Consider the following 20,324-nt stretch of genomic DNA (forward strand, 5'->3'; position numbering starts at 1 on the left):
TTCGCTACGCTCGCATCCATGTCCCAGTCCAGCACCGCAATCTTCGGCGCCCGTCGCGACCAGGCGTTTCCCACGCTGACCGAGGCTGATATCGACCACATGCGCCGGTTCGGCGAGGCCAGCTTCTATGCCGCCGGCGAGCACATCATCAAGGCCGGCGATGTCGCGCCCGGCCTGATCGTCGTGCTGTCCGGCAAGGTCGACATCACCCAGGATGGCCTCGGCCGGCGTGAAACGATCGTCACCCATGGTCCGGGCAGTTTTGTCGGAGAACTGGCGCAGCTTTCGGCGCGCCCGTCGCTGGTCAATGCCGAGGCCGCCGAACCGGTCGAGGCCTTCGTCATCCCCTCTCGGCGCGTGCGCGACCTGATGGTGCAGGAAGCCAATCTCGGCGAGCGCATCATGCGGGCGCTGATCCTGCGCCGCGTCGGGCTCCTGGAAAGCGCGACCAGCGGGCCGATCATCATTGGACCATCAGGCAATGCCGATGTCTTGCGGCTGCAAGGGTTCCTCGCCCGTAGCGGCCAGCCGCACCGCGTGCTCGATTCCGCCAGCGACCCCTGCGCGAAAACCCTGGTCGAGCGCTTCGACGTCGATCCTCACCATCTGCCGGTCGTGCTGTGCCCGAACGGCAGGCTGCTGATGAATCCCGGTGAGAAGGACCTCGCCCGCTGCATCGGCCTGCTCAGGCCGATCGATGCCGACACGCTGTATGACGTCGCCATTGTCGGCGCGGGCCCGGCGGGGCTGGCGGCGGCCGTCTATGCGGCGTCGGAAGGGCTGTCGACCATCGTGCTCGATTGCCGGGCTTTCGGCGGACAGGCCGGCGCCTCCTCGCGCATCGAGAACTATCTCGGTTTCCCCACGGGCATCACCGGCATGGCGCTGATGGCGCGCGCCTACAACCAGGCGCAGAAATTCGGCGTCGAAATGGTGATCCCGGACGAAGCCAAGCTGCTGAGTGCCGCGGCCGATAATTCGGGCGCCCGCTACCTGCTCGATGTCGGCGACGGCGAGACCGTGCGCACGCGCACGGTGGTGATCGCCAGCGGCGCGCGCTACCGGCGTCTCGATGTCGCCAACCTGTCGCGGTTCGAGGGCACGTCGGTGCATTATTGGGCCTCGCCCATCGAAGGGCGGCTTTGCGCCGGCCAGGAGGTGGCGCTGGTCGGCGCCGGCAATTCGGCCGGGCAGGCGGCGGTCTACCTCGCCAGCCATGCGCGCAAGGTGGCGCTGCTGGCGCGCGGCGGCAGCCTCGATGCCTCGATGTCGCGCTACCTGGTCGAGCGCATCAAGGCGCAGCCGAACATCGAGGTGCTGACCGAGACCGAGATCGAGGCGCTGGAGGGCGAGGACGGCAATCTTGCCACGGTGCGCTGGCGCAACCGCGTCAGCGGGCAGCAGACGACACGCCCGATCCGCCATCTCTTCCTGTTCATCGGCGCCGATCCGAACACCGACTGGCTGGCGCAATGCAAGGTGGCGCTGGACGCCAAGGGTTTCATCCGCACCGGATCCGAGCTCGGACCGGAACGTGGTCAGATGGAGACCAGCCGCAGCGGGGTGTTTGCCATCGGCGACGTGCGTTGCGGTTCGGTCAAACGCGTCGCGGCGGCTGTCGGCGAGGGTGCCCAGGTGGTCGCGGCGCTTCATGCCTATCTCGCGCAGGACGGTAGCCACGCCGCGGAGAGCAATTTCAGGAAAAGTGTGTAACGGTTTTCCCGGGAAAAGCGCAAAAGGAATAGTTGAGCCTCAACTGGCCAGGAGAATGTGATGGCGGACGAATGCAAGCATGCGGCTGGGATCAAGGACGTCACGCCGAGCGCGCTCGGTTGCGAGGAATGCCTGAAGAGCGGCTCGTGGTGGGTGCATCTGCGACTCTGCCGCACCTGCGGCCATGTCGGCTGTTGCGACAACTCGCCCAACCGCCACGCGACGAAACATTTTCACGCCACCAGCCATCCTATCATCGAGGGCTATGATCCGCCGGAAGGCTGGGGCTGGTGCTATGTCGACGAGGTTTTTCTCGACCTCGGCGACCGCACCACGCCGCAGAACGGTCCGATCCCGCGCTTCTATTGAGGGGCGCCGAGAAATCCGAAGAAAAGCCCGGTTCATCCGGGCTTTCTTTGGATGCCGCATCGTGCCATCGGATGCCCTGTTGTCAGCGAACTGACAGGTTGCCTGTTCCAGTGTCCACCGAATCACGATCATCACGGCCCGGCCCTTGGACGTTCTCTTCAAGAAGGGGTTCGTCCCCGAACAAAGCTTTGAGATGATCGCGGCTAGTTTAGAAACGTTCAAAACTGGAAGCTCGCATGCACCCCACCTACACAAGCTCGCAGAAAGCCATTCACTGGGCAGTGTTCCTGCTGGTCATCGGTCTTTATGGCTTGACCTACGTCGAGGAGGTTTTTCCGCGCGGCGATCCGGGGCGGGCGCTCGTCTGGTGGCTGCATATTTCGTTCGGCTTGCTGCTTTTCGCGCTGGTCGTCATCCGTGTCGGCCTGCGGCTGACGCTGGGGACGCCCGGCCTGCCGCAGGAAATGGCACCGCTTGAACGAAGTGCGGCCAAAGTCGCGCACCTCCTGCTTTACGCCCTCCTGGTGGCGATTCCGGTGCTCGGCATCGTGCTGACTTGGTACAGGGGCGATGCCCTGAGTTTCTTCGGTCTCTTCACCATCCCGGCCCCGGTCTCGCCGGACCGTGACACGGCCCGGTTTATCAGGGAGATGCACAGCCTCTGCGCCAATTCGATCCTCATTCTTGCCGGCGTGCATGCGGCAGCGGCGCTGTGGCACCATTTCATCCGCAAGGATGACGTGCTCAAGCGAATGCTGCCGGAAAGTGCGCCCTGACAGGCGCACGCCATCTTTTTCGATCAGTCCCGCTTTGGCCTCACCGGCGCTGGTGTCGGATTGTCGACGCTGTTCTCATTCACCTGGAAGGCTTTGCCCTCGACCTTCTTTTTCCTGAGGTCGTCGCCGGTCTCAGGCTGAGGCGGGCGCTTCGGATTTTCTTCTGTGTTGTCGTTGATATCGAAAGCTCTGGTCATCATGTCCTCCAGGGGGCTGTCCTGGAACACAATGTCCGACAGTGCGTGGGGTTCCGCCGGCAAGGCAAGGCGCTCCTTGCGATCAGGCGTTTGTAGCCGGATCGCAACCGCGTCTGCCATCGATCCGTCGGCCCATTTGTGCCGACGTTCAGGAAACAGGGACAAGGCCGGCAACCCAACCATCATGCCGGCTTATGTTGTCGCACGATCCTCCATTCATGCCAGATCAACACCATGACCACCGCATCGAAGACGGTCAGGACCAGCAGGCCGAATGATTGGGTGTATGAGTAGCGGTAGACTTGATAGACCATGAACAAGCCCAAAGCCGCGAGCGAGGCAGGGTAAGACCAGAACTTGCCTCTCAGAAGCCCGACCACCAAGGCAAGCTTTATCAGGCCGTGGCTAAGCAGGTAGAAGGCATAAAACTCCTTGCTGGCGACCGAAAAATGGCTTGCCATCCGCGACAGATGGCCAGCTATGAAATCGTTGGGATCTTCGATCAACTCCTCCGCGGTGAGGGCGTTGACCCAGGAGGCAATGGTATCGGTGGTAACGACATAGAGCAGAATCCCGCCGATGCATTCGATCAGGGCATGCGCGCCCTTCAGCCACAGGCTGACTTCGAAGATCTGGTGGATGCGGTGTTCATCGACAAGCTTCAAGAATCCACCTCACACCAACCACGGAATCCGATGCGAACGGATGTTGCTCTAAAGACGCATTCGAGGGCGTAATCGCGCTGTTCCACGTTACAGGACGCGGCTTCAAGATTAGCCGGCGAAGTATCGATACGCCAGCCATCCCGCCAGCGCGACCGAGGCGGCCCAGATACAGGCGATGACCACCGCCGCGCTGCGGCTCACGGGCCTGTCAACGGCAAGGACGGCGGCCTCCCTGTGTTCTGCCATGACCTCGGGCGGTATCATCTTGACCACGGCAAGGATTCCCAAGGGAACCAGGATCGCATCATCAAGGTAACCAACCAAGGGGATGAAATCGGGAATCAGGTCGATTGGAGACAAGGCGTAGCCCGCGACACACACGGCAAGCGCCTTGGCGTACCACGGCGTTCGAGGATCGCGCGCGGCAAGGTAGAGCGCATGCACGTCGCGCTTGATCGCTCGGGCCCATTCGCGCAGTGCTGTAGCCATTGGATGACTGTAGCGCCAAAGGATGACGCGCCCAATAGCGCACACCCGGCGGGCTTTCGCGGCCGGCTGTTGTGCCGTCTATCGCACCGACCCGGTTACGGTGCGGTCGATATCGGGAACGGATTTGCGTTCGTTGCCGGCAAGTGCCGCTATGATCAGCAGGCTGGCGACAATCGGAACGAACAGGACGGCGACGCGGGCCTGTACATGAAGAATGGCGCGCCATTCGTTGCTGCGCTTGTCGGGGCTGTCGCTCATCATACTCACTTTGCCATGGACCCCCCGGGGAGGTCACATAGAGGTGAACGGTTAAACAACTCCTTCCGACTTCGTTAACGCCGGGATTAAAGCCCGGAGCAATTCCAGGAAAAGTGTGAACGGTTTTCCGTCCGGAACTGCTCTAAATCAGCTGAGCCCGATGCGCCTTGCGCCTTGCCGGAACAGCGCCTCGGCATCGGGGTCGAAGCGAAAGGTGCCGATGAAATCGTCGGCGCGATAATCAGGCAATGTCTTGCGGATGGCAGCGGCAAAGCCGCGCGCCTCGTCGAGCCGGCCGGCCAGCGCCAGGCAGTGCGCGGCAATCGCCAGGATGATGGTATGCGCATTGGGCCGTGCCGCCGCCTTCAGCGCCCAGTCGGCCGCCTCTTCGAACTGGCCGAGCCGGACATGCGACATGGCGCGTGACCCCAGCATGCCGAACAGCAGCGGGTCGAAGGGGCTGAGATGACGCGAATGGTCGGAGGAACTTATCGCCGCCCGCGGGTCGCCCGACTGCGAGTGGACGAAGGACAGCGCGTAATGGCCGAGCGCGAAATTCGGGCTGAGATCCACCGCCCGCCCCAGTTCGGACAGCGATCCATCCTGCTCGCCGCGCAGCCACAGCGCCCGGCCCATAGCCCAGTGCGCGGCCGGATTGTGGTCGTCGACCAGCAGGCTGTGCCCGGCGCTCTCATAGGCCAGAGCGCTTTCGCGGTCGCGGTCGCCCCAGCGCTGGAACGCATTCTGCCAGTGGGTGAACGACAGGCCGGCATAGGCGCGGGCAAAGGTTGGGTCCAGCCGCAAGGCCTTGTCAAAGAAATGCCGCGCCTGCTCGTTCTCGGCCTGGGTGAAGCGGTACATGTGCCAGAGGCCGCGATGGTAGGCCTCCCAGGCGTTGAGCGAATTGGGTGCCTTCAGCATGGCCCGGTTGCGCTCGACCGTTTCGATCTCGGCCGAGATCGACGACACGATGCTGTCGCCGATATCGTCGAGCACGGCAAAAATGTCGTCGGGCCGGCGCTCGAAAATCTCGGCCCAGACGATCCTGGCCGTGCGCACCTCGATGAGCTCCACGCTGACGATCAGCCGGCCGGCCGTGTTGCGCACCGTGCCGGTGGCGACATAGTCGACGCCAAGTTTTCTGCCGGCTTCTTCCGGCGCGATGGTCTTTTCGGCCAGCGCAAACACCGATCCGCGCGCGATGACGAAGAAATCGCGAAGTTTGGCGAGGCGGGTGATGATGTCATGGGTGAAGCCGTCGGCAAGCCCGCCGCGTGTGCCCTCGCCGGCTTCCTCGACAAACGGCATCACCGCCAGCGAGGCTTGGCTTGGCTCGACCGTGCCGGCATCCGATGGGACCGCCAATTGCGATGGCGTGGACAGGCAGGCTGGTTGCGCCTTGAGCGAGCTGCCGGACTGTTGGTCACGGATTGCCTGCCAAGCCGCGCGAAGCGGAGCGAAATCCAGCTCTTCCGATTGGAACAGGCGAGCCGCCGAAGCCAGATGCTCCTCGGCCGCGCCGATGGCGCCGCGCTCCGCCAGAGCGGACAGCAAGGCCAGATGCGCGCGCGTGTCGAACGGCGCCAGTTCGACCCATTTGTCGAGATGCATGGACATTTCGGCCGAGCCCGCCGGATGGTTTACGGCAAGCTGTTCGAGCACGGCGGCGTGGTACGCTTGGAAACGCCGGCGCTGGGCGATCAGCCAGTTATCGAAAAGCGGGCTGCGCTCGAGCTCCAGCCCGTCGAGCAAATCGCCGGCGAAGAGTTCTGACAGCGCCCGCAGTCGCTCCCTATCGAGTGTGCCGATCCCTTGCGCGGCGGCGCGGGTGACGTCCAGCGCATCGACAAGGCAGCCATCGAGATCAAGCGCCACCGTGTCGCCCCGTGTCTCGACCCGGCGCCGGTCCGGCGTGTCGAGGGCCGCGCGCAGCTTGCTCAGGTACCAGCGCAACTCGCCCCGTGGATCGTTGGGTACGTCCCATAAGAGCTCGCACAGGCGGCTGCGCCCAACCGGATGCGGCGCCAGCGCGAGATAGGCGAGCAGCGCGCGCAGCTTGCGCGATGCCGGTAGCGCTATCGGCGTCCCATCACGCAAGATTTCCAGCGGTCCGAGCAGGCGCACGGACAGGCGGGGCCTATCGCCGTCCAGCCTCGATGGTGCGGATTCCACGTCCGTTTCCACGCCTGCTCCCACGCCGGCCCGCCGGCCTTTACTGTATCACCAAACACGACACAGCGCATCCGGCGGCGAATTTCCACGCCGGGAATCGTTATTGCCGCATCGTCGGCACGTCAGTCCTAACGCGGCCATGTCTCGAAACCTCGCCGCCCAAGCCGCTGGTTTGTAACCGGCCTGTGAAGATGAACACGATCGAGGAGATCAACGATGTTGAATAAGCAGAAAATCAGGACCACGACCGGACGCGGCCGCCTGTTCGACAGCATTCTCGACACTGTCGGCGATACGCCGGTGGTGCGCATCAACAATCTCGGACCGGCCCATGCGACGATCTATGTCAAGGCCGAGTTCTTCAACCCAGGCGCCTCGGTGAAGGACAGGCTGGCGCTCAACATCATCGAGGAGGGCGAGCGCAGCGGCGCGCTGAAGCCTGGCCAGACCGTGGTCGAGGCGACCAGCGGCAACACCGGCATCGGGCTCGCCATGGTCTGTGCGCAAAAGGGCTATCCGCTGGTCGTCACCATGGCCGACAGCTTTTCCGTCGAACGCCGCAAGCTGATGCGCATGCTGGGCGCCAAGGTGGTGCTGACGCCGCGCGCCGAAAAGGGCTTCGGCATGTACAAGAAGGCGGTTGAACTGGCTGAGGCCAATGGCTGGTTCCTCGCCCGCCAGTTCGAGACGGCGGCCAATGCGGCCATCCACGAGGCGACCACGGCGCGCGAGATCGTCAATGATTTCGCCGGGTCGCGGCTCGATTGCTTCGTCACCGGCTATGGCACTGGCGGTACCGTCGTCGGCGTGGCGCGCGTGCTGCGCCGCGAGCGGCCGGACACCCGCATCGTGCTCTGCGAACCGGCCAACGCCCAGCTGGTCGGCAGCGGCAAGGCGCAGCAGCGCGGCGCCCATGGCGCCCCCGCGGCCAGCCATCCGGCCTTCGAGCCGCATCCCGTCCAGGGCTGGACGCCGGACTTCATCCCCAATGTGCTGCAGGAAGCGATCGACGCCAGCCTCTATGACGAAGTGATGCCGATCGCCGGGCCCGAGGGCATTAAATGGGCCAAGGCCCTGGCGCAGAAGGAAGGCATCTTCACCGGCATTTCCGGCGGCGCTACCTTCGCCGTGGCACGGCAGGTCGCGGAGAAGGCGCCGCCCGGATCGGTGATCCTGTGCATGCTGCCCGACACCGGCGAGCGCTACATGTCGACGCCGCTGTTCGACGGCATCGAGGCAGAGATGGATGCCGACGAGATGGCGCTGTCGCGCTCGACGCCCGGCTGCCAGTTCCCGGCGGCTTGACGGGAGACTGGTCATGGATATCGCGCAGGAGACCCTCGGCATCGTGGCCGAGGAAACGCTTGACCCCGCCGACTGGGCCTCTGTCCAGGCCCTGTCGCATCAGGTCATCGACGATGCCGTCGACTATCTGCGCGATGTCAGGGACCGGCCGGCCTGGCGGGAAATGCCGGCGGATGTGAGAGAAGCCTTCGCGGCATCCTTGCCGCGATCGCCGGCGCCGCTGGCCGCTGTCTATGGCGAGGTCTCGCGCACCGTGATGTCCTACCCGATGGGCAACGTCCATCCGCGTTTCTGGGCCTGGTATATGGGGTCGAGCAACTTCACCGGTGCGCTCGGCGACTTCCTGGCGGCAATCCAGGGCTCCAACCTCGGCGGCGGCAACCACGCGGCCGGGCTGATGGACGGCCAAGTGGTCAACTGGTGCAAAGAGATGCTGGGCTTTCCCGCTTCCGCCTCCGGCACGCTGGTCAGCGGCGGCTCGATGGCCAACATCATCGGGCTGACGGTGGCGCGCAACACCAAGGCCGGCATCGACGTGCGCGAGCACGGTGTCGCGGCAATCGAAAAGCCGCTGCGCTTCTACGGCTCGGACCAGATCCACTCCTGCCATCGCAAGGCGATGGAAGCGCTTGGCCTCGGCAACCGGGCGCTGCGCCGGATCCCGACCGATGCTGGGTTGCGCATCGATATATCGGCCTTGCGAGCAGCCATATCGGAGGATCGCGCGGCGGGTTTCAAGCCGGCCTGCGTCATCGGCAATGCCGGCACGGTCAACACCGGCGCGATCGACGATCTGCGGGCGCTGGCCAAACTCGCTCATGAGGAAGACCTGTGGTTTCATGTCGACGGCTGCATCGGTGCGCTGATTGCGATTGCCCCTGAGAACGCGCATCGCGTTGCCGGCATCGAATGGGCCGATTCGGTCGCGCTCGATCCGCACAAATGGCTGCACGCGCCATTCGAGGTCGGCTGCGCCCTGGTCAGGGATGCCGTCGCGCATCGCCGGACCTTCGCGGTGACGCCGGAATATCTGGAATCGACGCCGCGCGGCCTTGCCTCCGGCGAATGGCTGCATGACTACGGCCTGCAGACGTCGCGCGGCTTTCGCGCGCTCAAGGTATGGATGGCGCTGAAGGAGCATGGCGTCGACAAATTCGGCCGCCTGATCGACCAGAACATCGCGCAGGCGCTCTATCTCGCCGAACGCATCGAAGCCGAGCCGCTGCTGGAGCTGGCGATACAGCCAACCGTCAACATCGTCTGCTTCCGCTACCAGCCTGGCGTCACTGGCGAGGCGCTGAAGGCGCTCAACACCGAGATCATGCTGCGGCTGCAGGAGCAGGGCATTGCCACCCTCTCCGACACCACCGTGCATGGCGAGCACTGGCTGCGCGTGGCGATCGCCAACCATCGCACAAGGCGCGACGACCTCGACCTCCTGGTCGGTGAGACGCTGCGGCTGGGTCGGGAGATCACGGCGCAGGGGGCTTCCGGGAAATAGTCAGAAAACGCGAGCGACAGGCACGGGCGGCCATGCGATTCTGCGGCGATGATTCGGGAGGCCAGACCGTGATGCTCTTTCGTATGGCCGTGCTCGCGGCGCTGGTCTGCACCAATTCGGCCGAGGCCGCCGACATGGCCTTCTTCGTCAAGAACCTGCACAGCCGCGCGGTTGCGGTCGAGCTGTTCAGCCGCGACCGCGAGACGGTCTGGCCGGGCAACGACAAGGTGTTCCTGATCGATCCGGGCTCGCAGAAATCGGTGCCGCTGTCCTGCAATCAGGGCGAGCGCATCTGCTATGGCGCCTGGGTCGACGGCAACGACCAGATCTCGGCCGGCGTCGGGCCGGACAACGATCAGCCTTGCGACAACTGCTGCTTCATCTGCGTGGAACACTCGACCGAGACGATCGATCTGGTACCGTGATCGACCGGCACGTCAGTCCGGCAGTCCAGCTTTGCGGAAGCCGTCCACGAAATGCTCGAGCATCGCGGTGTCGCGGAATGGCTCCGTCCAGACCCAGTGGCGGGTGGTGAAATGCGGGTTGCCGACGAGGAACAGCTCGACCTCGGCGCGCGCCTCGTCGAGCCGGCCGAGTTGAGCCAGGCTTGCCGCCAGGAAACGGCGTGAGCTCGTCCGGTAGGTCTCGTCCCGGCGCAGCGTCTCGACGGCGGCCTCGTAGTCGCGCGCCGCATATTGCGCCTGGCCGAGGGTGAGATAGTACCAGCTTGCCGGAAACGGATTCAGCCGGAACGCCTTGCGGATCTGCTCGAGGCCTTCCTCGACCCGCCCGGCCAATGTCGTGATGTCCGACAGCGTCGCCCAGGCGTCCGCCTCGTTCGGGTCGAGCTCGAACGCCCTGGCGAATTCGGCGTCGGCCTCATCGAAGTCGCGCTCATAGGCAAGCAGATTGCCGAGCACCCAGTGGCAACCGGCATCGTTGGGGTCGATCGCCACGGCCTTGAGCGCCAGTTCAAGGGCAATGCGGCGGTTGGGTTCGACCGGCTCGCCCCAGTGCACCCATCCCATCCAGTGGTTCATGGCAAGCCAGCGATAGGCCTCGGCGTAGGCCGGATCGAGGGAGACCGCGCGCGTCAGCATCAGATGCGCTTCCCGTGCCGACCGCGGCGAATCGTCGATCAGCTTGCGCGCCCGCACGCACAGATCGTAGGCCTCCAGGTTGGTGGGCCGATTGCGCGCCGGCGGTGCGCGCAGCCGGCCGAGCAGCGCCTCCACGATCTTGGCCGTGGCCTCGTCCTGGACGGCAAAGATATCGTCCAGGCCGCGATCGAAGCGTTCCGCCCACAGATGCTCGCCGCTCAACGCGTCGACCAGCTGTGCGTTGATGCGCACGCGCCCCGCCGCGCGCCTCGCACTCCCTTCCAGGAGGTAGCGCACGCCAAGCTCCTCGGCGATCGTGCGCACGTCCATCGCCTTGCCCTTGTAGGCAAAGGTCGAGTTGCGCGCGATGACGAACAGGCCAGGGGCCCTGGACAGGTCGGTGATCAAATCTTCGGTCAACCCGTCGGCGAAGGCCTCCTGCTCGGGGTCGTTGCCGAGGTTGACGAAAGGCAGCACCGCAATCGATGGTTTGTCGGGCAGCGGCAAGGGTTTTCGCTTCGCGCGGTCGAGCTGCTCGATGGCGCCCGTGAAACGGTAGCCGACGCGCGGAACCGTCGATATCCATTCGCCGCCGTCGGCGGGAGGGCCGAGCAGTTTGCGCAACTGTGCGATCTGGACGGTGAGGTTGCCTTCCTCGACCGCCTTGCCCGGCCACGCCGCGTCCATCAATTCGGCCTTCTCCAGGATTTCGCCTGGCCGTTCGACGAGCGCCGCAAGCAGCTTCAGCCCGCGATAGCCGACGGCAACGGGATCGTCGTTCCGAAGCAGCGTTCCCGCACCCGGATCAAGCACGAACGGACCAAAGGCAAAGCGCGATCCCTGCATAGGGCGCATCTATAGAGCAATTCCGCGAAAAGCGTGAGGCGGTTTATCGGAAAACCGCAGGGCGCTTTCCCCGGGGAATGGCGTCAAAACAATGAGTTAGAGCCCATTTGGAACTTTTGAGAACTATTTGGCGGGCTTTAATTACGGCGCCGTCGGTATCCTGCAGAATCCAGCCTCTTTCAGTTCGAGGGTTGCCCATTCTCAAACCGTTTGGGCCCCAAACCACATGGAGGTTGCCATGACCAATGGCTTTGCATCGGTACCGCATCGGGCCGTACGGCGGCGAACCCCCGTCGGGCAGGCGTCGCGTCGTCGCTATAGCCTTGCGACCCTGCGAAACACCATCGCGGCCTGGCGCGGACGGACGCGCTATCGCTGGGACCTCAAGCGGATCTCGGAGGTCAATCCGCATCTGATCGATGATATCGGCCTGACCAGACGACAGGTCGAGGATGAGATCGCCAAGCTGCCGTTCTGGCAGCGATAGGCGAAGTCTTGAGATCCGGCGTCGGATTAAGTCAGGGATTGTCGCCATCATCCCTTTAGCGCCCGTCCGCGTCATGGCATGATCCCCTCCATCGGCCGTGGGTGCCGATTCTTCATCGGGGGTTTTCATGTCTTTCACGTCCGCGCGCCGGCTAGCCGCCGCGTTTTCGCTTGCCGTCCTGTTTGCGCCTGCCGCCCATGCCGGCGACGTCACCTTTACAGTCAAGAACAGCCATCCCAACGCCATGCGCCTTGAGCTCTACAGCCAGGACCGCGACTATGTCTGGCCGGGCGAAGGCAAGGATTTCTACCTCGACGACGGCGAAACCAAGTCGCTGCCGATCTCCTGCAACGAGGGCGAATCGATCTGCTACGGCGCCTGGGTCGATGGCGACGAAGGCACCTATTGGGGCGTCGGCCCCGGCAACAAGGAAAAATGTGACGACTGCTGCTACACCTGCAGCGGCGGCGAGACCGAGGAGATCGATCTCGTCCCCTGACCGGTTTGCCAGCTTGACGGTTTTCCTGTTCGAGCCATAGCCTGCGCCGAGACGATCACCCCGAGCACGCCGCGCGGCTTCCTTTGAAACGCGGCGTGCTCCAGGCAACAGGAGCCCCGCGATGGCCGGCATGGTCGAAAGCGATAAGATCGACGTCGGATTTTCCGGCAAGCGCTGCATCCATTCGCGCAATTGCGTGCTCGGCGACCCGCATGTCTTCGTGCCCAATGCGCCGGGGCAGTGGATCCACCCCGAGGCGGCCAGCGCCGAAAAGATCGTCGCCATCGCCGAAAGCTGCCCGTCCGGCGCCATCACCTATGCCAGGAAGGATGGCGGGCCGCAGGAACAGCCGCCGGTGGTCAACACCGTGCGGTTGCGCGAAAACGGCCCGCTCGCCGTTCACGCCGAGATCGTGCTCGACGGCGAGACCTTTTACCGCGCCACGCTGTGCCGCTGCGGCGCATCGGAAAACAAGCCCTTCTGCGACGGCAGCCACAGCAAGGCCGGCTTCACCGCCACCGGCGAACCGGCACTGAAGGACACGCCGGCGCTCGAAGCACGCAATGGCCCGCTGAATGTGACGCCGACCACCAACGGCCCGCTCAAGCTCGAGGGCAATGTCGAAATCGTCACCGGCACCGGCCATACGATCGATCGCACGCAACGCGCCTTCCTCTGCCGTTGCGGCCACTCGGCCAACAAGCCGTTTTGCGACGGGTCGCATAAGCGGGTTGGGTTTGTCGGATAGGTTGATGCTGCGGTCGACGCAGCCAATCTCCCCTCTCGTGGGGGAGATGGCCGGCAGGACAGAGGAGGGCGCCGTAGGGCACCAACTTCAATAGCCATCGAGCGTCGCAATGCCCATACGCCATTGCCTCCAAGACATCGCGCAAACGCCAGGTCGATGCGCAAGGAGCGGTAAGGTCGGCGGGACAGCGCTCCCTTCGGCCTGCCGGCCATCTCCCCCGCGAGGGGGAGATCCTCCCTTGGCCTATCGCTCGCTGCTTTATCGGCCCGCCCGTATCGGCTAAGGGCTGGGCCAGAGAAATTTGCTCTTCCGGATCTGCTAAAAAATGACCGCCAAGACCAAGCCAAAACCCCTGTTCCTCGGCATCGACACCGGCGGCACCTATACCGATGCCGTGCTGTGGTCTGAAACCGAAGGTCCGCAGCAGGGGCCGAACAAGGGCAAGGTGCTGGCCAAGGCAAAGTCACTGACCACCAGGCACGATCTGGCCGTCGGCATTTCCGGCGCCGTCGACGCGGTGCTCGAAAAGGCCGGCACCGATCCGGCTGACATCAAGCTGGTCTCGATGTCGACGACGCTCGCCACCAATGCGCTGGTCGAAGGCCAGGGCGGCCGCGTCGCGCTGGTCATGATCGGCTTTTCCGAAGCCGACCTCGCCCGCGACGGGCTGAAGACGGCGCTCGGCACCGATCCGGTGGTGTTTTGCCCAGGCGGCCATGATGTCCACGGCAATGCCGCCAAGCTCGACCTGTCCGGGCTTGAGGCCGCCTTGCCGGAGCTCGGGGCCTCGGTCTCCGGTTTTGCCGTCTGCGCCTATTTCGCCACCCGCAATCCGGCGCACGAGATTGCCGCCCGCGAACTGATCCGCGAGAAAACCGGCCTGCCGGTCACGGCAAGCCACGAACTGTCGGCCAAGCTCGGCGGCCCGCGCCGGGCGCTGACGACCCTGCTCAACGCCAGGCTGATCTCGATGATCGACCGCCTGGTGGCGGCGACCGAAGGCTTTCTCACAGAACGCAACATCGCCGCCCCGCTGATGGTGGTGCGCGGCGACGGCGCGCTGGTCTCGGCGGCGTTCGCCCGCCAGCGGCCGATCGAGACCATTCTCTCCGGCCCCGCCGCCAGCCTGGTCGGTGCCCGTCACATGACCGGGCTCGACAATGCCATGGTGTCCGACATTGGCGGCACCACCACCGACGTCGCCGTGCTCGACAACGGCCGGCCGCGGCTCGATCCGGAAGGCGCCACCGTCGGCGGCTTCCGCACCATGGTCGAGGCCGTCGCCATGCGCACTTTTGGTCTGGGCGGTGATTCAGAAGTGGCGCTGGAGGATGGCGCGCTCAACCCGAAAATCCTGCTTGGGCCCCGTCGCCTGGTGCCTTTGGCGCTGGCTGGCATGGCGCATGGCGAGGCGGTGACGTCAGAACTCGAGCGTCAGCTGCGCGCGCCCAACACCGGCCGCATGGACGGCCGCTTCGCGGTTCGCACCGGCGTCCCGGACAGGCTCGCCGCCGGGCTGACCGCCCCGGAAGCGCGGCTCTACGAGGCGATCGGCGCGACGCCGCTCGCCCTCGACAGGCTGCTGACGTCGAATGCCCAGAACGCCACCTTGAACCGGCTGGTCTCGCGCGGGCTGGTGCATATTTGCGGCTTCACCCCGTCGGACGCGGCGCATGTGCTTGGCAAGCAGGCCAATTGGGATGCCGCCACCGCCCGTCTTGGCGCCGACCTGTTCGCCCGCAAGCGCGATGGCCGTGGCCAGCCCATCGCGGCTTCCCCGGAAGCGATTTCGGAGCGGGTGTTGGTGACGCTGACACGCTGGTCGGCCGAATACATCCTTGAAACCGCTTTCGCCGAGGACGGGCTGGATGGCGCCGCGACCGTGGCGCACGCGCTGGTGCAGCGCGCCGTCGACGCCCATCCCGGTATCGCCCGGCTGAGCGTCGCGCTCGACCGCCCCGTCATCGGTCTCGGTGCCTCGGCGCCTCTGCACTATGCCGGCCTGGCGCCCCTGGTTGGCAATGATTGCGTGGTGCCGGAAGACACCGATGTCGCCAACGCGCTCGGCGCCGTCGTCGGCCAGGTCAGGGTGTCGGCCGAAGCGCGGGTCAGCCAGCCAAAGGAAGGGTTGTTCCGGCTTGCCTCGGGTGAGACGGTGCGCGATTTCCTCGACGAGGCGGCGGCGATCGCGGCGGCCGAGGCCGATGTGCGGGCGATTGTCGCCGAACGCGCCCGGGACGCCGGCACCGACAACGCCGAGATCGACGTCGCGACCGAATTCAGGGTTTCCACGGTCGAAGCCCAGCGCATGTTCATCGAGGCGCATGTGGTGGCGGTGGCCTCGGGACGGCCAAGGATCGCGGTGTAGATTCAGGTGAGGCCGGCCTGCAAATGGCGGCGTCCTGCGCTTCCGGTGCTCACGTACCCAAAAGTACGCTCCGCTCCGGTTCTCGGACGCCACTATTTTCGGCTCGGCCTGACCTGAATCCCGCGCCTTCGTCATCCTAGGGCGGAGCAGGAGCGAAGCGACGTCGCGGAGACCCTAGGATCCATGTCGTGACGTTGGACGTAGAATGCACGGTTCAGAGTAACGATCGGTACTTCGAACGGGGCCAAAATGCCCCACCTTCACCCTAAGCTGAATTGACCCGGCAAACTCAACATGCCAAACGCCCCGCAAAGCCTTTCATCTGGAGTAGCCTGATGACCGATCGCGTCGAGATCGCCGGATTGCGGATTGCCCCCGAGCTGCATGATTTTGTGGCCGGCGAGGCCTTGCCCGGCACCGGCATCGCCGCCGATGCGTTCTGGAACGGGTTTTCGGCCATCGTCCACGATCTCGCTCCGAAGAACCGGTCGCTTCTGGCAAAACGCGACGCCATGCAGGAAAAGCTCGACGGCTGGTACCGCGACAATGGCGCGCCCGTCGACATGGACGTCTACAGGACCTTCCTGAAGGAGATCGGCTATCTCCTCCCCGAAGGGCCGGCCTTCAGCGTGTCGACGGAGAATGTCGACCCGGAAATCGCAGTCGTCGCCGGGCCGCAGCTGGTCGTGCCGGTGATGAATGCGCGCTATGCGCTCAATGCCGCCAATGCGCGCTGGGGCTCGCTCTACGACGCACTCTACGGCACCGATGCCATTCCCGAGACGGGCGGCGCGGAAAAAGGCAAGGGCTTCAACCCGATGCGCGGCGCCAAGGTCATCGCCTGGGCCAAGGATTTTCTCGACCAGTCGGTGCCGCTCACCTCGGGCAAATGGGCAGGCGTCAACGGGCTGTCCGTGGCCAATGGCGCGCTGAAGCTCGGCGCCGGCGCCGGCGGCACCACACTGGCCGATCCCAAGCAATTCGTCGGCTATCGCGGCGATGCCGCCAATCCCGATGCCGTGCTGCTTGTGAAAAACGGGCTGCACATCGAGATCGTGATCGACCGCGCCAACCAGATCGGCCGCACCGATCCGGCGGGCATCGCCGACGTCATCCTGGAATCGGCGCTGACCACCATCCAGGACTGCGAGGATTCGGTCGCGGCGGTGGATGCCGAGGACAAGGTCGTCGTCTACCGCAACTGGCTCGGCCTGATGAAGGGTGATCTCGCCGAGGAGATCACCAAGGCTGGCCGGAGTTTTGTCCGCAAGCTCAATCCCGACCGCGCCTATACCGCGCCCGCCGGCGGTCAGCTCACCGTGCCCAGCCGCTCGCTGATGCTGGTCAGGAATGTCGGCCACCTGATGACCAATCCGGCGATCCTGGACCGCGACGGCAACGAGGTGCCGGAAGGCATCATGGACGCGGCGCTGACGGCGCTGATCGCGCTGCACGACGTCGGACCAAACGGCCGCCGCGCCAACTCCCGCGCCGGCTCGATGTATGTGGTGAAGCCGAAGATGCACGGGCCGGAAGAGGTCGCCTTCGCCGTCGAGATCTTCGACCGCGTCGAAGCGCTGCTCGGCATGGCGAAAAACACCATCAAGATGGGCATCATGGACGAGGAGCGGCGCACCACCGTCAACCTCAAGGAAGCGATCCGCGCGGCAAAAGAACGCGTCGTGTTCATCAACACCGGCTTCCTCGACCGCACCGGCGACGAAATCCACACCTCGATGGAAGCCGGCCCGATGATCCGCAAGGGCGACATGAAGCAGGCCGCCTGGATTTCCGCCTATGAAGCCTGGAATGTCGACACCGGGCTCGAATGTGGGCTGGCCGGCCATGCCCAGATAGGCAAGGGCATGTGGGCGATGCCGGACCTGATGGCGGCCATGCTGGAACAGAAGATCGCCCATCCCAGGGCCGGCGCCAATACAGCGTGGGTGCCGTCGCCGACGGCCGCGACACTGCATGCCACGCACTACCACAAGGTCGATGTGCATGCCGTACAGGCGGCGCTGAAGAGCCGCCCGAAGGCGAAACTCGACGACATCTTGTCGGTGCCGGTCGCCGTTAGGCCGAACTGGACGCCGGATGAAATCCAGCGCGAACTCGACAACAACGCGCAAGGCATTCTGGGCTATGTCGTGCGCTGGATCGACCAGGGCGTCGGCTGCTCGAAAGTGCCCGACATCAACGATGTCGGCCTGATGGAAGACCGCGCCACGCTGCGCATCTCCTCGCAGCACATCGCCAACTGGCTGCGCCACAAGGTGTGTTCGGAAATCCAGGTGCGTGATTCCCTGCAGCGCATGGCGGCCATCGTCGACCGCCAGAATGTCGGCGATCCGCTCTACCGGCCGATGGCGCCGGATTTCGACACCTCGATCGCCTTCCAGGCCGCCTGCGACCTGGTGTTCAAGGGCACGAGCCAGCCGAATGGCTACACAGAGCCGGTGCTGCATGCGCGGCGGCTGGAGCTGAAGGCGAAAGCGACGGCCTGAACACAAGGTCCAGAAGAGATTACGCACCGGCTGAGGGGCGGAAGCGCGGCGCTCCTCTTCCCCTTATAAGGACCGGATCGCGGGCGACATGAAGATGTCGGTATGGCTGACATGCTCAGGGGGTTCGCGAAAGGGCGGGCCGGACCTGAAGCCGAACAACTCGTAGACGCCGATCGCACTTGTCATTTAGAACGCCGTATGGGCGAGCACCGTCCGGCTCCGGCCCTCCCCGATCTCCACCAGCGCGGCCCCCATCAGGGCACGGCCAACCCCCTTCCGCGAAACGATTCATCGACAAAGAACTTATGAACCTCCGCCCTCTCGTCGTCGAACCGATCGAAGGCGAGGCAACCCGCCGGCTGGTTCTCCGATCGTGCGATGAAAGCCATGGCATCCGGCGCCGAACTTCGCGCCAATCCGCCGCCGCTCGTTTCGGGATGGAAAATCGCCATCACGTCTTCTGTCGAGACACCGTAGGGCCGCACGGCTTCGGCATCCCATCGCGCCAGCTTGCGGCAAAGCCCGGCCATTGTCTCGAAGCGCCGGCGAAATCGAAACCATCTCAACCCCCCCGGTGAGTGCATCACCCGTGAGACTACGCGACCCGTCAGGCGGGCCTCACGACGTGCAGCGTATCGGCAATCACTAATTTAGTCAGTGGCCATTTTGATACAGCTTTCCCGGGAATTTCGGCGTATATCTACCATGATAATGGTGACGACAACTCGGCTTGGGGGTGATCCATGCGACTTGTTTTAGGTTTCCTGCTTGCAGGCATGACCATCACTGGGGCCAAAGCGGCAGACATTGTTCAACCGGTGGCTGCCATGGATATTCCATATTCGTGGACCGGCTTCTATGTCGGCGCAAACGCTGGCGGAGCCTTCGGCAAAGTCGACGGAGATTACACCGGGATTCTCGGCTCGGCTGACATCGGGAATTTCACCGGTGGCGGTTTGGTCGGCGTCAACTATCAATACGGTCAGTGGGTTCTCGGTGTTGAAGGCGACATCAACTACCTGGGATTCAAGAAAGAATTTTCGCCTGGCGTCGACGGTGGCGGTCTCGGCGCTGAAGCGAGCGTGGATGCCTTCGGAACGATCCGAGGCCGCGTCGGCTACGCCTTTGATCGCTGGCTTCCTTATGTCACAGCCGGCGTTGCGATGGGCAATGTGAAAATTGATGAGCATGTCTTCGGGGCGGCCGAGACCAAGTTCCAGACCGGATATGCGGTCGGCGGCGGTGCTGAATATGCCTTCAACAACAATTGGACCGTCCGTGCGGAATATCTTTACGTCGACCTTGGCAAGAAGGATTTCGGGTTTGATCCGTTCGCGTCCTATGACGTGAAGACGAATTTCAGCGTCGTTCGCGCTGCCGTTGCCTATAAATTCTGACTTTCGGCCACGCAAAGCCGGTGCTTGATGTCCGCATGACCGGACGGTCCGGGCCGCGATCGATTTCGATCCGCGGCCCACGCGCGAACCGTCAGTTCAATCCCAGCGTCCCCCGCAGCTTGGACAAATCCTCGGCCAGCGCCGTCACCGGGCCGGCCAGCGCCTTGCGGTCGGCATCCGACAGCTTGTCGTAGGTCTCGAAACCGTCTGATGTCTTGTACTTTGCCAGGATGGCGTCCACGGTGGCGAAATTGTCGTCGACGGTCTTGATCAAAGTGGGGTTCTCCTTCTCGACCAGCGGATGCACCAAAGCGACGATCTTCTGGGCGCCGTCGATATTGGCCTGGAAATCCCACAGATCGGTGTGGCTGTAGCGGTCTTCCTCGCCTGAAATCTTGCTGGACGCCACCTCCTCGAGCAGCCCAGCCGCTCCGTCGATGGCTTTTTCAGGCGGCACGGTCAGGCCGGCGACGCGCTTCTGCAGGTCGAACACATCGGCGTCGAGCTTTTCGGCCAGCGGACCGAGGCCATCCGTGGTGTTCTGGCTGAACAGGCCGTATTCGATGCGGTGGAAGCCGTAGAAGTCCGCCGACTTTTCCTTCTGCTCATGGTCGTCGGCGCGCGAATCGATGGCGCCATCAAGGTCGGAGAACAGTTCGGCAATCGGCTCGATGGTCTCGTAGTTGACGCGGGCCGGCGCATAAAGCGCCTTGGCCTTGGCGAGGTCGCCTGCCTTGACCGCATCGGTAAACGCCTTGGTGCTCGTCACCAGCGTCTCGATCTTGCCCTGAACGTAGAGCTTGTAGTCGGCGATCGGCTGGACGAGATCGAGCGGCGAGACGGCGGCGTGCGCCGGCGCGAGGCCGGTCAGCAGCGCGATTGCGGAGGCGGCAAGCAGGGTTCTCATCGGATATATCCTCTCATGGT

At 64.3% G+C, this 20,324-nt stretch carries 20 protein-coding genes; 12 read left to right on the forward strand and 8 right to left on the reverse strand.

Features of this window, described 5'->3' with window-relative positions; translation table 11 throughout:
• The first annotated feature begins 18 nt into the window (after positions 1-18).
• The 3 genes from AC1VON_RS04815 to AC1VON_RS04825 all read left to right on the forward strand — a co-directional run bounded on the left by AC1VON_RS04815 (position 19) and on the right by AC1VON_RS04825 (position 2,858).
• Positions 19-1,713 carry an FAD-dependent oxidoreductase gene (locus tag AC1VON_RS04815; RefSeq protein WP_172347692.1) on the forward strand — a complete coding sequence of 565 codons (1,695 nt, stop codon included), beginning with the start codon at positions 19-21 and terminating at the stop codon, positions 1,711-1,713.
• 60 nt (positions 1,714-1,773) lie between these two features.
• Entirely contained in the window at positions 1,774-2,082 is a 309-nt protein-coding gene (locus tag AC1VON_RS04820) for a UBP-type zinc finger domain-containing protein (RefSeq protein ID WP_483120692.1), read from the forward strand.
• Between the two features lie 236 nt (positions 2,083-2,318).
• A complete protein-coding gene (locus AC1VON_RS04825) occupies positions 2,319-2,858 on the forward strand; it encodes a cytochrome b (RefSeq protein WP_483120694.1) in 540 nt (179 codons plus the stop codon).
• A 23-nt stretch (positions 2,859-2,881) separates the two neighbouring features.
• Here the strand turns inward: AC1VON_RS04825 and AC1VON_RS04830 are convergent, their stop codons facing one another.
• The 5 genes from AC1VON_RS04830 to AC1VON_RS04850 form a co-directional block, all read right to left on the reverse strand.
• A complete protein-coding gene (locus AC1VON_RS04830; RefSeq protein WP_483120696.1) occupies positions 2,882-3,175 on the reverse strand; it encodes a hypothetical protein in 294 nt (97 codons plus the stop codon).
• 62 nt (positions 3,176-3,237) lie between these two features.
• Entirely contained in the window at positions 3,238-3,720 is a 483-nt protein-coding gene (locus AC1VON_RS04835; protein ID WP_483120698.1) for a DUF2127 domain-containing protein, read from the reverse strand.
• Between the two features lie 108 nt (positions 3,721-3,828).
• Positions 3,829-4,209 carry a YkvA family protein gene (locus AC1VON_RS04840; protein WP_172347689.1) on the reverse strand — a complete coding sequence of 127 codons (381 nt, stop codon included), beginning with the start codon at positions 4,207-4,209 and terminating at the stop codon, positions 3,829-3,831.
• Between the two features lie 78 nt (positions 4,210-4,287).
• Entirely contained in the window at positions 4,288-4,467 is a 180-nt protein-coding gene (locus tag AC1VON_RS04845; protein WP_172347688.1) for a hypothetical protein, read from the reverse strand.
• 147 nt (positions 4,468-4,614) lie between these two features.
• The gene (locus tag AC1VON_RS04850) at positions 4,615-6,639 is read right to left on the reverse strand and encodes a transcriptional regulator (protein WP_483120699.1); all 2,025 of its coding nucleotides are present in this window, start codon (positions 6,637-6,639) and stop codon (positions 4,615-4,617) included.
• Between the two features lie 216 nt (positions 6,640-6,855).
• Here AC1VON_RS04850 and AC1VON_RS04855 point away from each other — a divergent pair, with 216 nt between their 5' ends.
• The 3 genes from AC1VON_RS04855 to AC1VON_RS04865 all read left to right on the forward strand — a co-directional run bounded on the left by AC1VON_RS04855 (position 6,856) and on the right by AC1VON_RS04865 (position 9,870).
• The gene (locus AC1VON_RS04855) at positions 6,856-7,944 is read left to right on the forward strand and encodes a PLP-dependent cysteine synthase family protein (RefSeq protein WP_172347686.1); all 1,089 of its coding nucleotides are present in this window, start codon (positions 6,856-6,858) and stop codon (positions 7,942-7,944) included.
• Positions 7,945-7,957: 13 nt separating this feature from the next.
• On the forward strand, positions 7,958-9,445 hold the full coding sequence (locus tag AC1VON_RS04860; protein WP_483120702.1) for a pyridoxal phosphate-dependent decarboxylase family protein: 1,488 nt from the start codon (positions 7,958-7,960) through the stop codon (positions 9,443-9,445).
• Between the two features lie 68 nt (positions 9,446-9,513).
• Positions 9,514-9,870, forward strand: a complete 357-nt coding sequence (locus tag AC1VON_RS04865) for a hypothetical protein (protein WP_483120704.1) — start codon at positions 9,514-9,516, stop codon at positions 9,868-9,870.
• Between the two features lie 12 nt (positions 9,871-9,882).
• On the opposite strand, the gene AC1VON_RS04870 is transcribed toward AC1VON_RS04865, so the two are convergent.
• Positions 9,883-11,400 carry a winged helix-turn-helix domain-containing tetratricopeptide repeat protein gene (locus tag AC1VON_RS04870; protein ID WP_483120706.1) on the reverse strand — a complete coding sequence of 506 codons (1,518 nt, stop codon included), beginning with the start codon at positions 11,398-11,400 and terminating at the stop codon, positions 9,883-9,885.
• A 229-nt stretch (positions 11,401-11,629) separates the two neighbouring features.
• Between AC1VON_RS04870 and AC1VON_RS04875 the strand changes: the two genes are divergently transcribed.
• From AC1VON_RS04875 to AC1VON_RS04895, 5 genes are all read left to right on the forward strand, one after another.
• Complete coding sequence (locus AC1VON_RS04875) at positions 11,630-11,878, forward strand: DUF1127 domain-containing protein (RefSeq protein ID WP_246740871.1); 249 nt, start codon at positions 11,630-11,632, stop codon at positions 11,876-11,878.
• Positions 11,879-12,005: 127 nt separating this feature from the next.
• On the forward strand, positions 12,006-12,377 hold the full coding sequence (locus AC1VON_RS04880) for a hypothetical protein (RefSeq protein WP_483120708.1): 372 nt from the start codon (positions 12,006-12,008) through the stop codon (positions 12,375-12,377).
• A gap of 121 nt (positions 12,378-12,498) precedes the next feature.
• Positions 12,499-13,125 (forward strand): CDGSH iron-sulfur domain-containing protein, encoded by a 627-nt coding sequence (locus tag AC1VON_RS04885; protein ID WP_483120710.1) that lies wholly within the window; start codon positions 12,499-12,501, stop codon positions 13,123-13,125.
• 325 nt (positions 13,126-13,450) lie between these two features.
• A complete protein-coding gene (locus AC1VON_RS04890; RefSeq protein ID WP_172347679.1) occupies positions 13,451-15,493 on the forward strand; it encodes a hydantoinase/oxoprolinase family protein in 2,043 nt (680 codons plus the stop codon).
• A gap of 335 nt (positions 15,494-15,828) precedes the next feature.
• Positions 15,829-18,000: a malate synthase G gene (locus AC1VON_RS04895; protein WP_483120712.1), complete on the forward strand. Its 2,172-nt coding sequence runs from the start codon at positions 15,829-15,831 to the stop codon at positions 17,998-18,000.
• Positions 18,001-18,254: 254 nt separating this feature from the next.
• Here AC1VON_RS04895 and AC1VON_RS04900 read toward each other — a convergent pair whose 3' ends face one another.
• Positions 18,255-18,530, reverse strand: a complete 276-nt coding sequence (locus AC1VON_RS04900; protein WP_172347677.1) for a GNAT family N-acetyltransferase — start codon at positions 18,528-18,530, stop codon at positions 18,255-18,257.
• 213 nt (positions 18,531-18,743) lie between these two features.
• On the opposite strand from AC1VON_RS04900, the gene AC1VON_RS04905 reads away from it, so the two are divergent.
• Positions 18,744-19,397 carry an outer membrane protein gene (locus AC1VON_RS04905; RefSeq protein ID WP_172347676.1) on the forward strand — a complete coding sequence of 218 codons (654 nt, stop codon included), beginning with the start codon at positions 18,744-18,746 and terminating at the stop codon, positions 19,395-19,397.
• A 91-nt stretch (positions 19,398-19,488) separates the two neighbouring features.
• Here the strand turns inward: AC1VON_RS04905 and efeO are convergent, their stop codons facing one another.
• On the reverse strand, positions 19,489-20,304 hold the full coding sequence (efeO, locus tag AC1VON_RS04910) for an iron uptake system protein EfeO (RefSeq protein ID WP_172347675.1): 816 nt from the start codon (positions 20,302-20,304) through the stop codon (positions 19,489-19,491).
• Positions 20,305-20,324 lie beyond the last annotated feature (20 nt).

This window comes from Mesorhizobium sp. HAY1-8B (genome assembly GCF_056868045.1).

Coding starts and splice junctions, on each gene's coding strand:
- AC1VON_RS04885 (WP_483120710.1), top strand. CDS start 12,499: ATGGCCGGCATGGTCGAAAGCGATAAGATCGACGTCGGATTTTCCGGC.
- AC1VON_RS04880 (WP_483120708.1), top strand. CDS start 12,006: ATGTCTTTCACGTCCGCGCGCCGGCTAGCCGCCGCGTTTTCGCTTGCC.
- AC1VON_RS04845 (WP_172347688.1), bottom strand. CDS start 4,467: ATGAGCGACAGCCCCGACAAGCGCAGCAACGAATGGCGCGCCATTCTT.
- AC1VON_RS04855 (WP_172347686.1), top strand. CDS start 6,856: ATGTTGAATAAGCAGAAAATCAGGACCACGACCGGACGCGGCCGCCTG.
- AC1VON_RS04905 (WP_172347676.1), top strand. CDS start 18,744: ATGCGACTTGTTTTAGGTTTCCTGCTTGCAGGCATGACCATCACTGGG.
- AC1VON_RS04895 (WP_483120712.1), top strand. CDS start 15,829: ATGACCGATCGCGTCGAGATCGCCGGATTGCGGATTGCCCCCGAGCTG.
- AC1VON_RS04900 (WP_172347677.1), bottom strand. CDS start 18,530: ATGGCCGGGCTTTGCCGCAAGCTGGCGCGATGGGATGCCGAAGCCGTG.
- AC1VON_RS04820 (WP_483120692.1), top strand. CDS start 1,774: ATGGCGGACGAATGCAAGCATGCGGCTGGGATCAAGGACGTCACGCCG.
- AC1VON_RS04815 (WP_172347692.1), top strand. CDS start 19: ATGTCCCAGTCCAGCACCGCAATCTTCGGCGCCCGTCGCGACCAGGCG.
- AC1VON_RS04840 (WP_172347689.1), bottom strand. CDS start 4,209: ATGGCTACAGCACTGCGCGAATGGGCCCGAGCGATCAAGCGCGACGTG.
- efeO (WP_172347675.1), bottom strand. CDS start 20,304: ATGAGAACCCTGCTTGCCGCCTCCGCAATCGCGCTGCTGACCGGCCTC.
- AC1VON_RS04830 (WP_483120696.1), bottom strand. CDS start 3,175: ATGGCAGACGCGGTTGCGATCCGGCTACAAACGCCTGATCGCAAGGAG.
- AC1VON_RS04825 (WP_483120694.1), top strand. CDS start 2,319: ATGCACCCCACCTACACAAGCTCGCAGAAAGCCATTCACTGGGCAGTG.
- AC1VON_RS04860 (WP_483120702.1), top strand. CDS start 7,958: ATGGATATCGCGCAGGAGACCCTCGGCATCGTGGCCGAGGAAACGCTT.
- AC1VON_RS04875 (WP_246740871.1), top strand. CDS start 11,630: ATGACCAATGGCTTTGCATCGGTACCGCATCGGGCCGTACGGCGGCGA.
- AC1VON_RS04870 (WP_483120706.1), bottom strand. CDS start 11,400: ATGCGCCCTATGCAGGGATCGCGCTTTGCCTTTGGTCCGTTCGTGCTT.
- AC1VON_RS04890 (WP_172347679.1), top strand. CDS start 13,451: ATGACCGCCAAGACCAAGCCAAAACCCCTGTTCCTCGGCATCGACACC.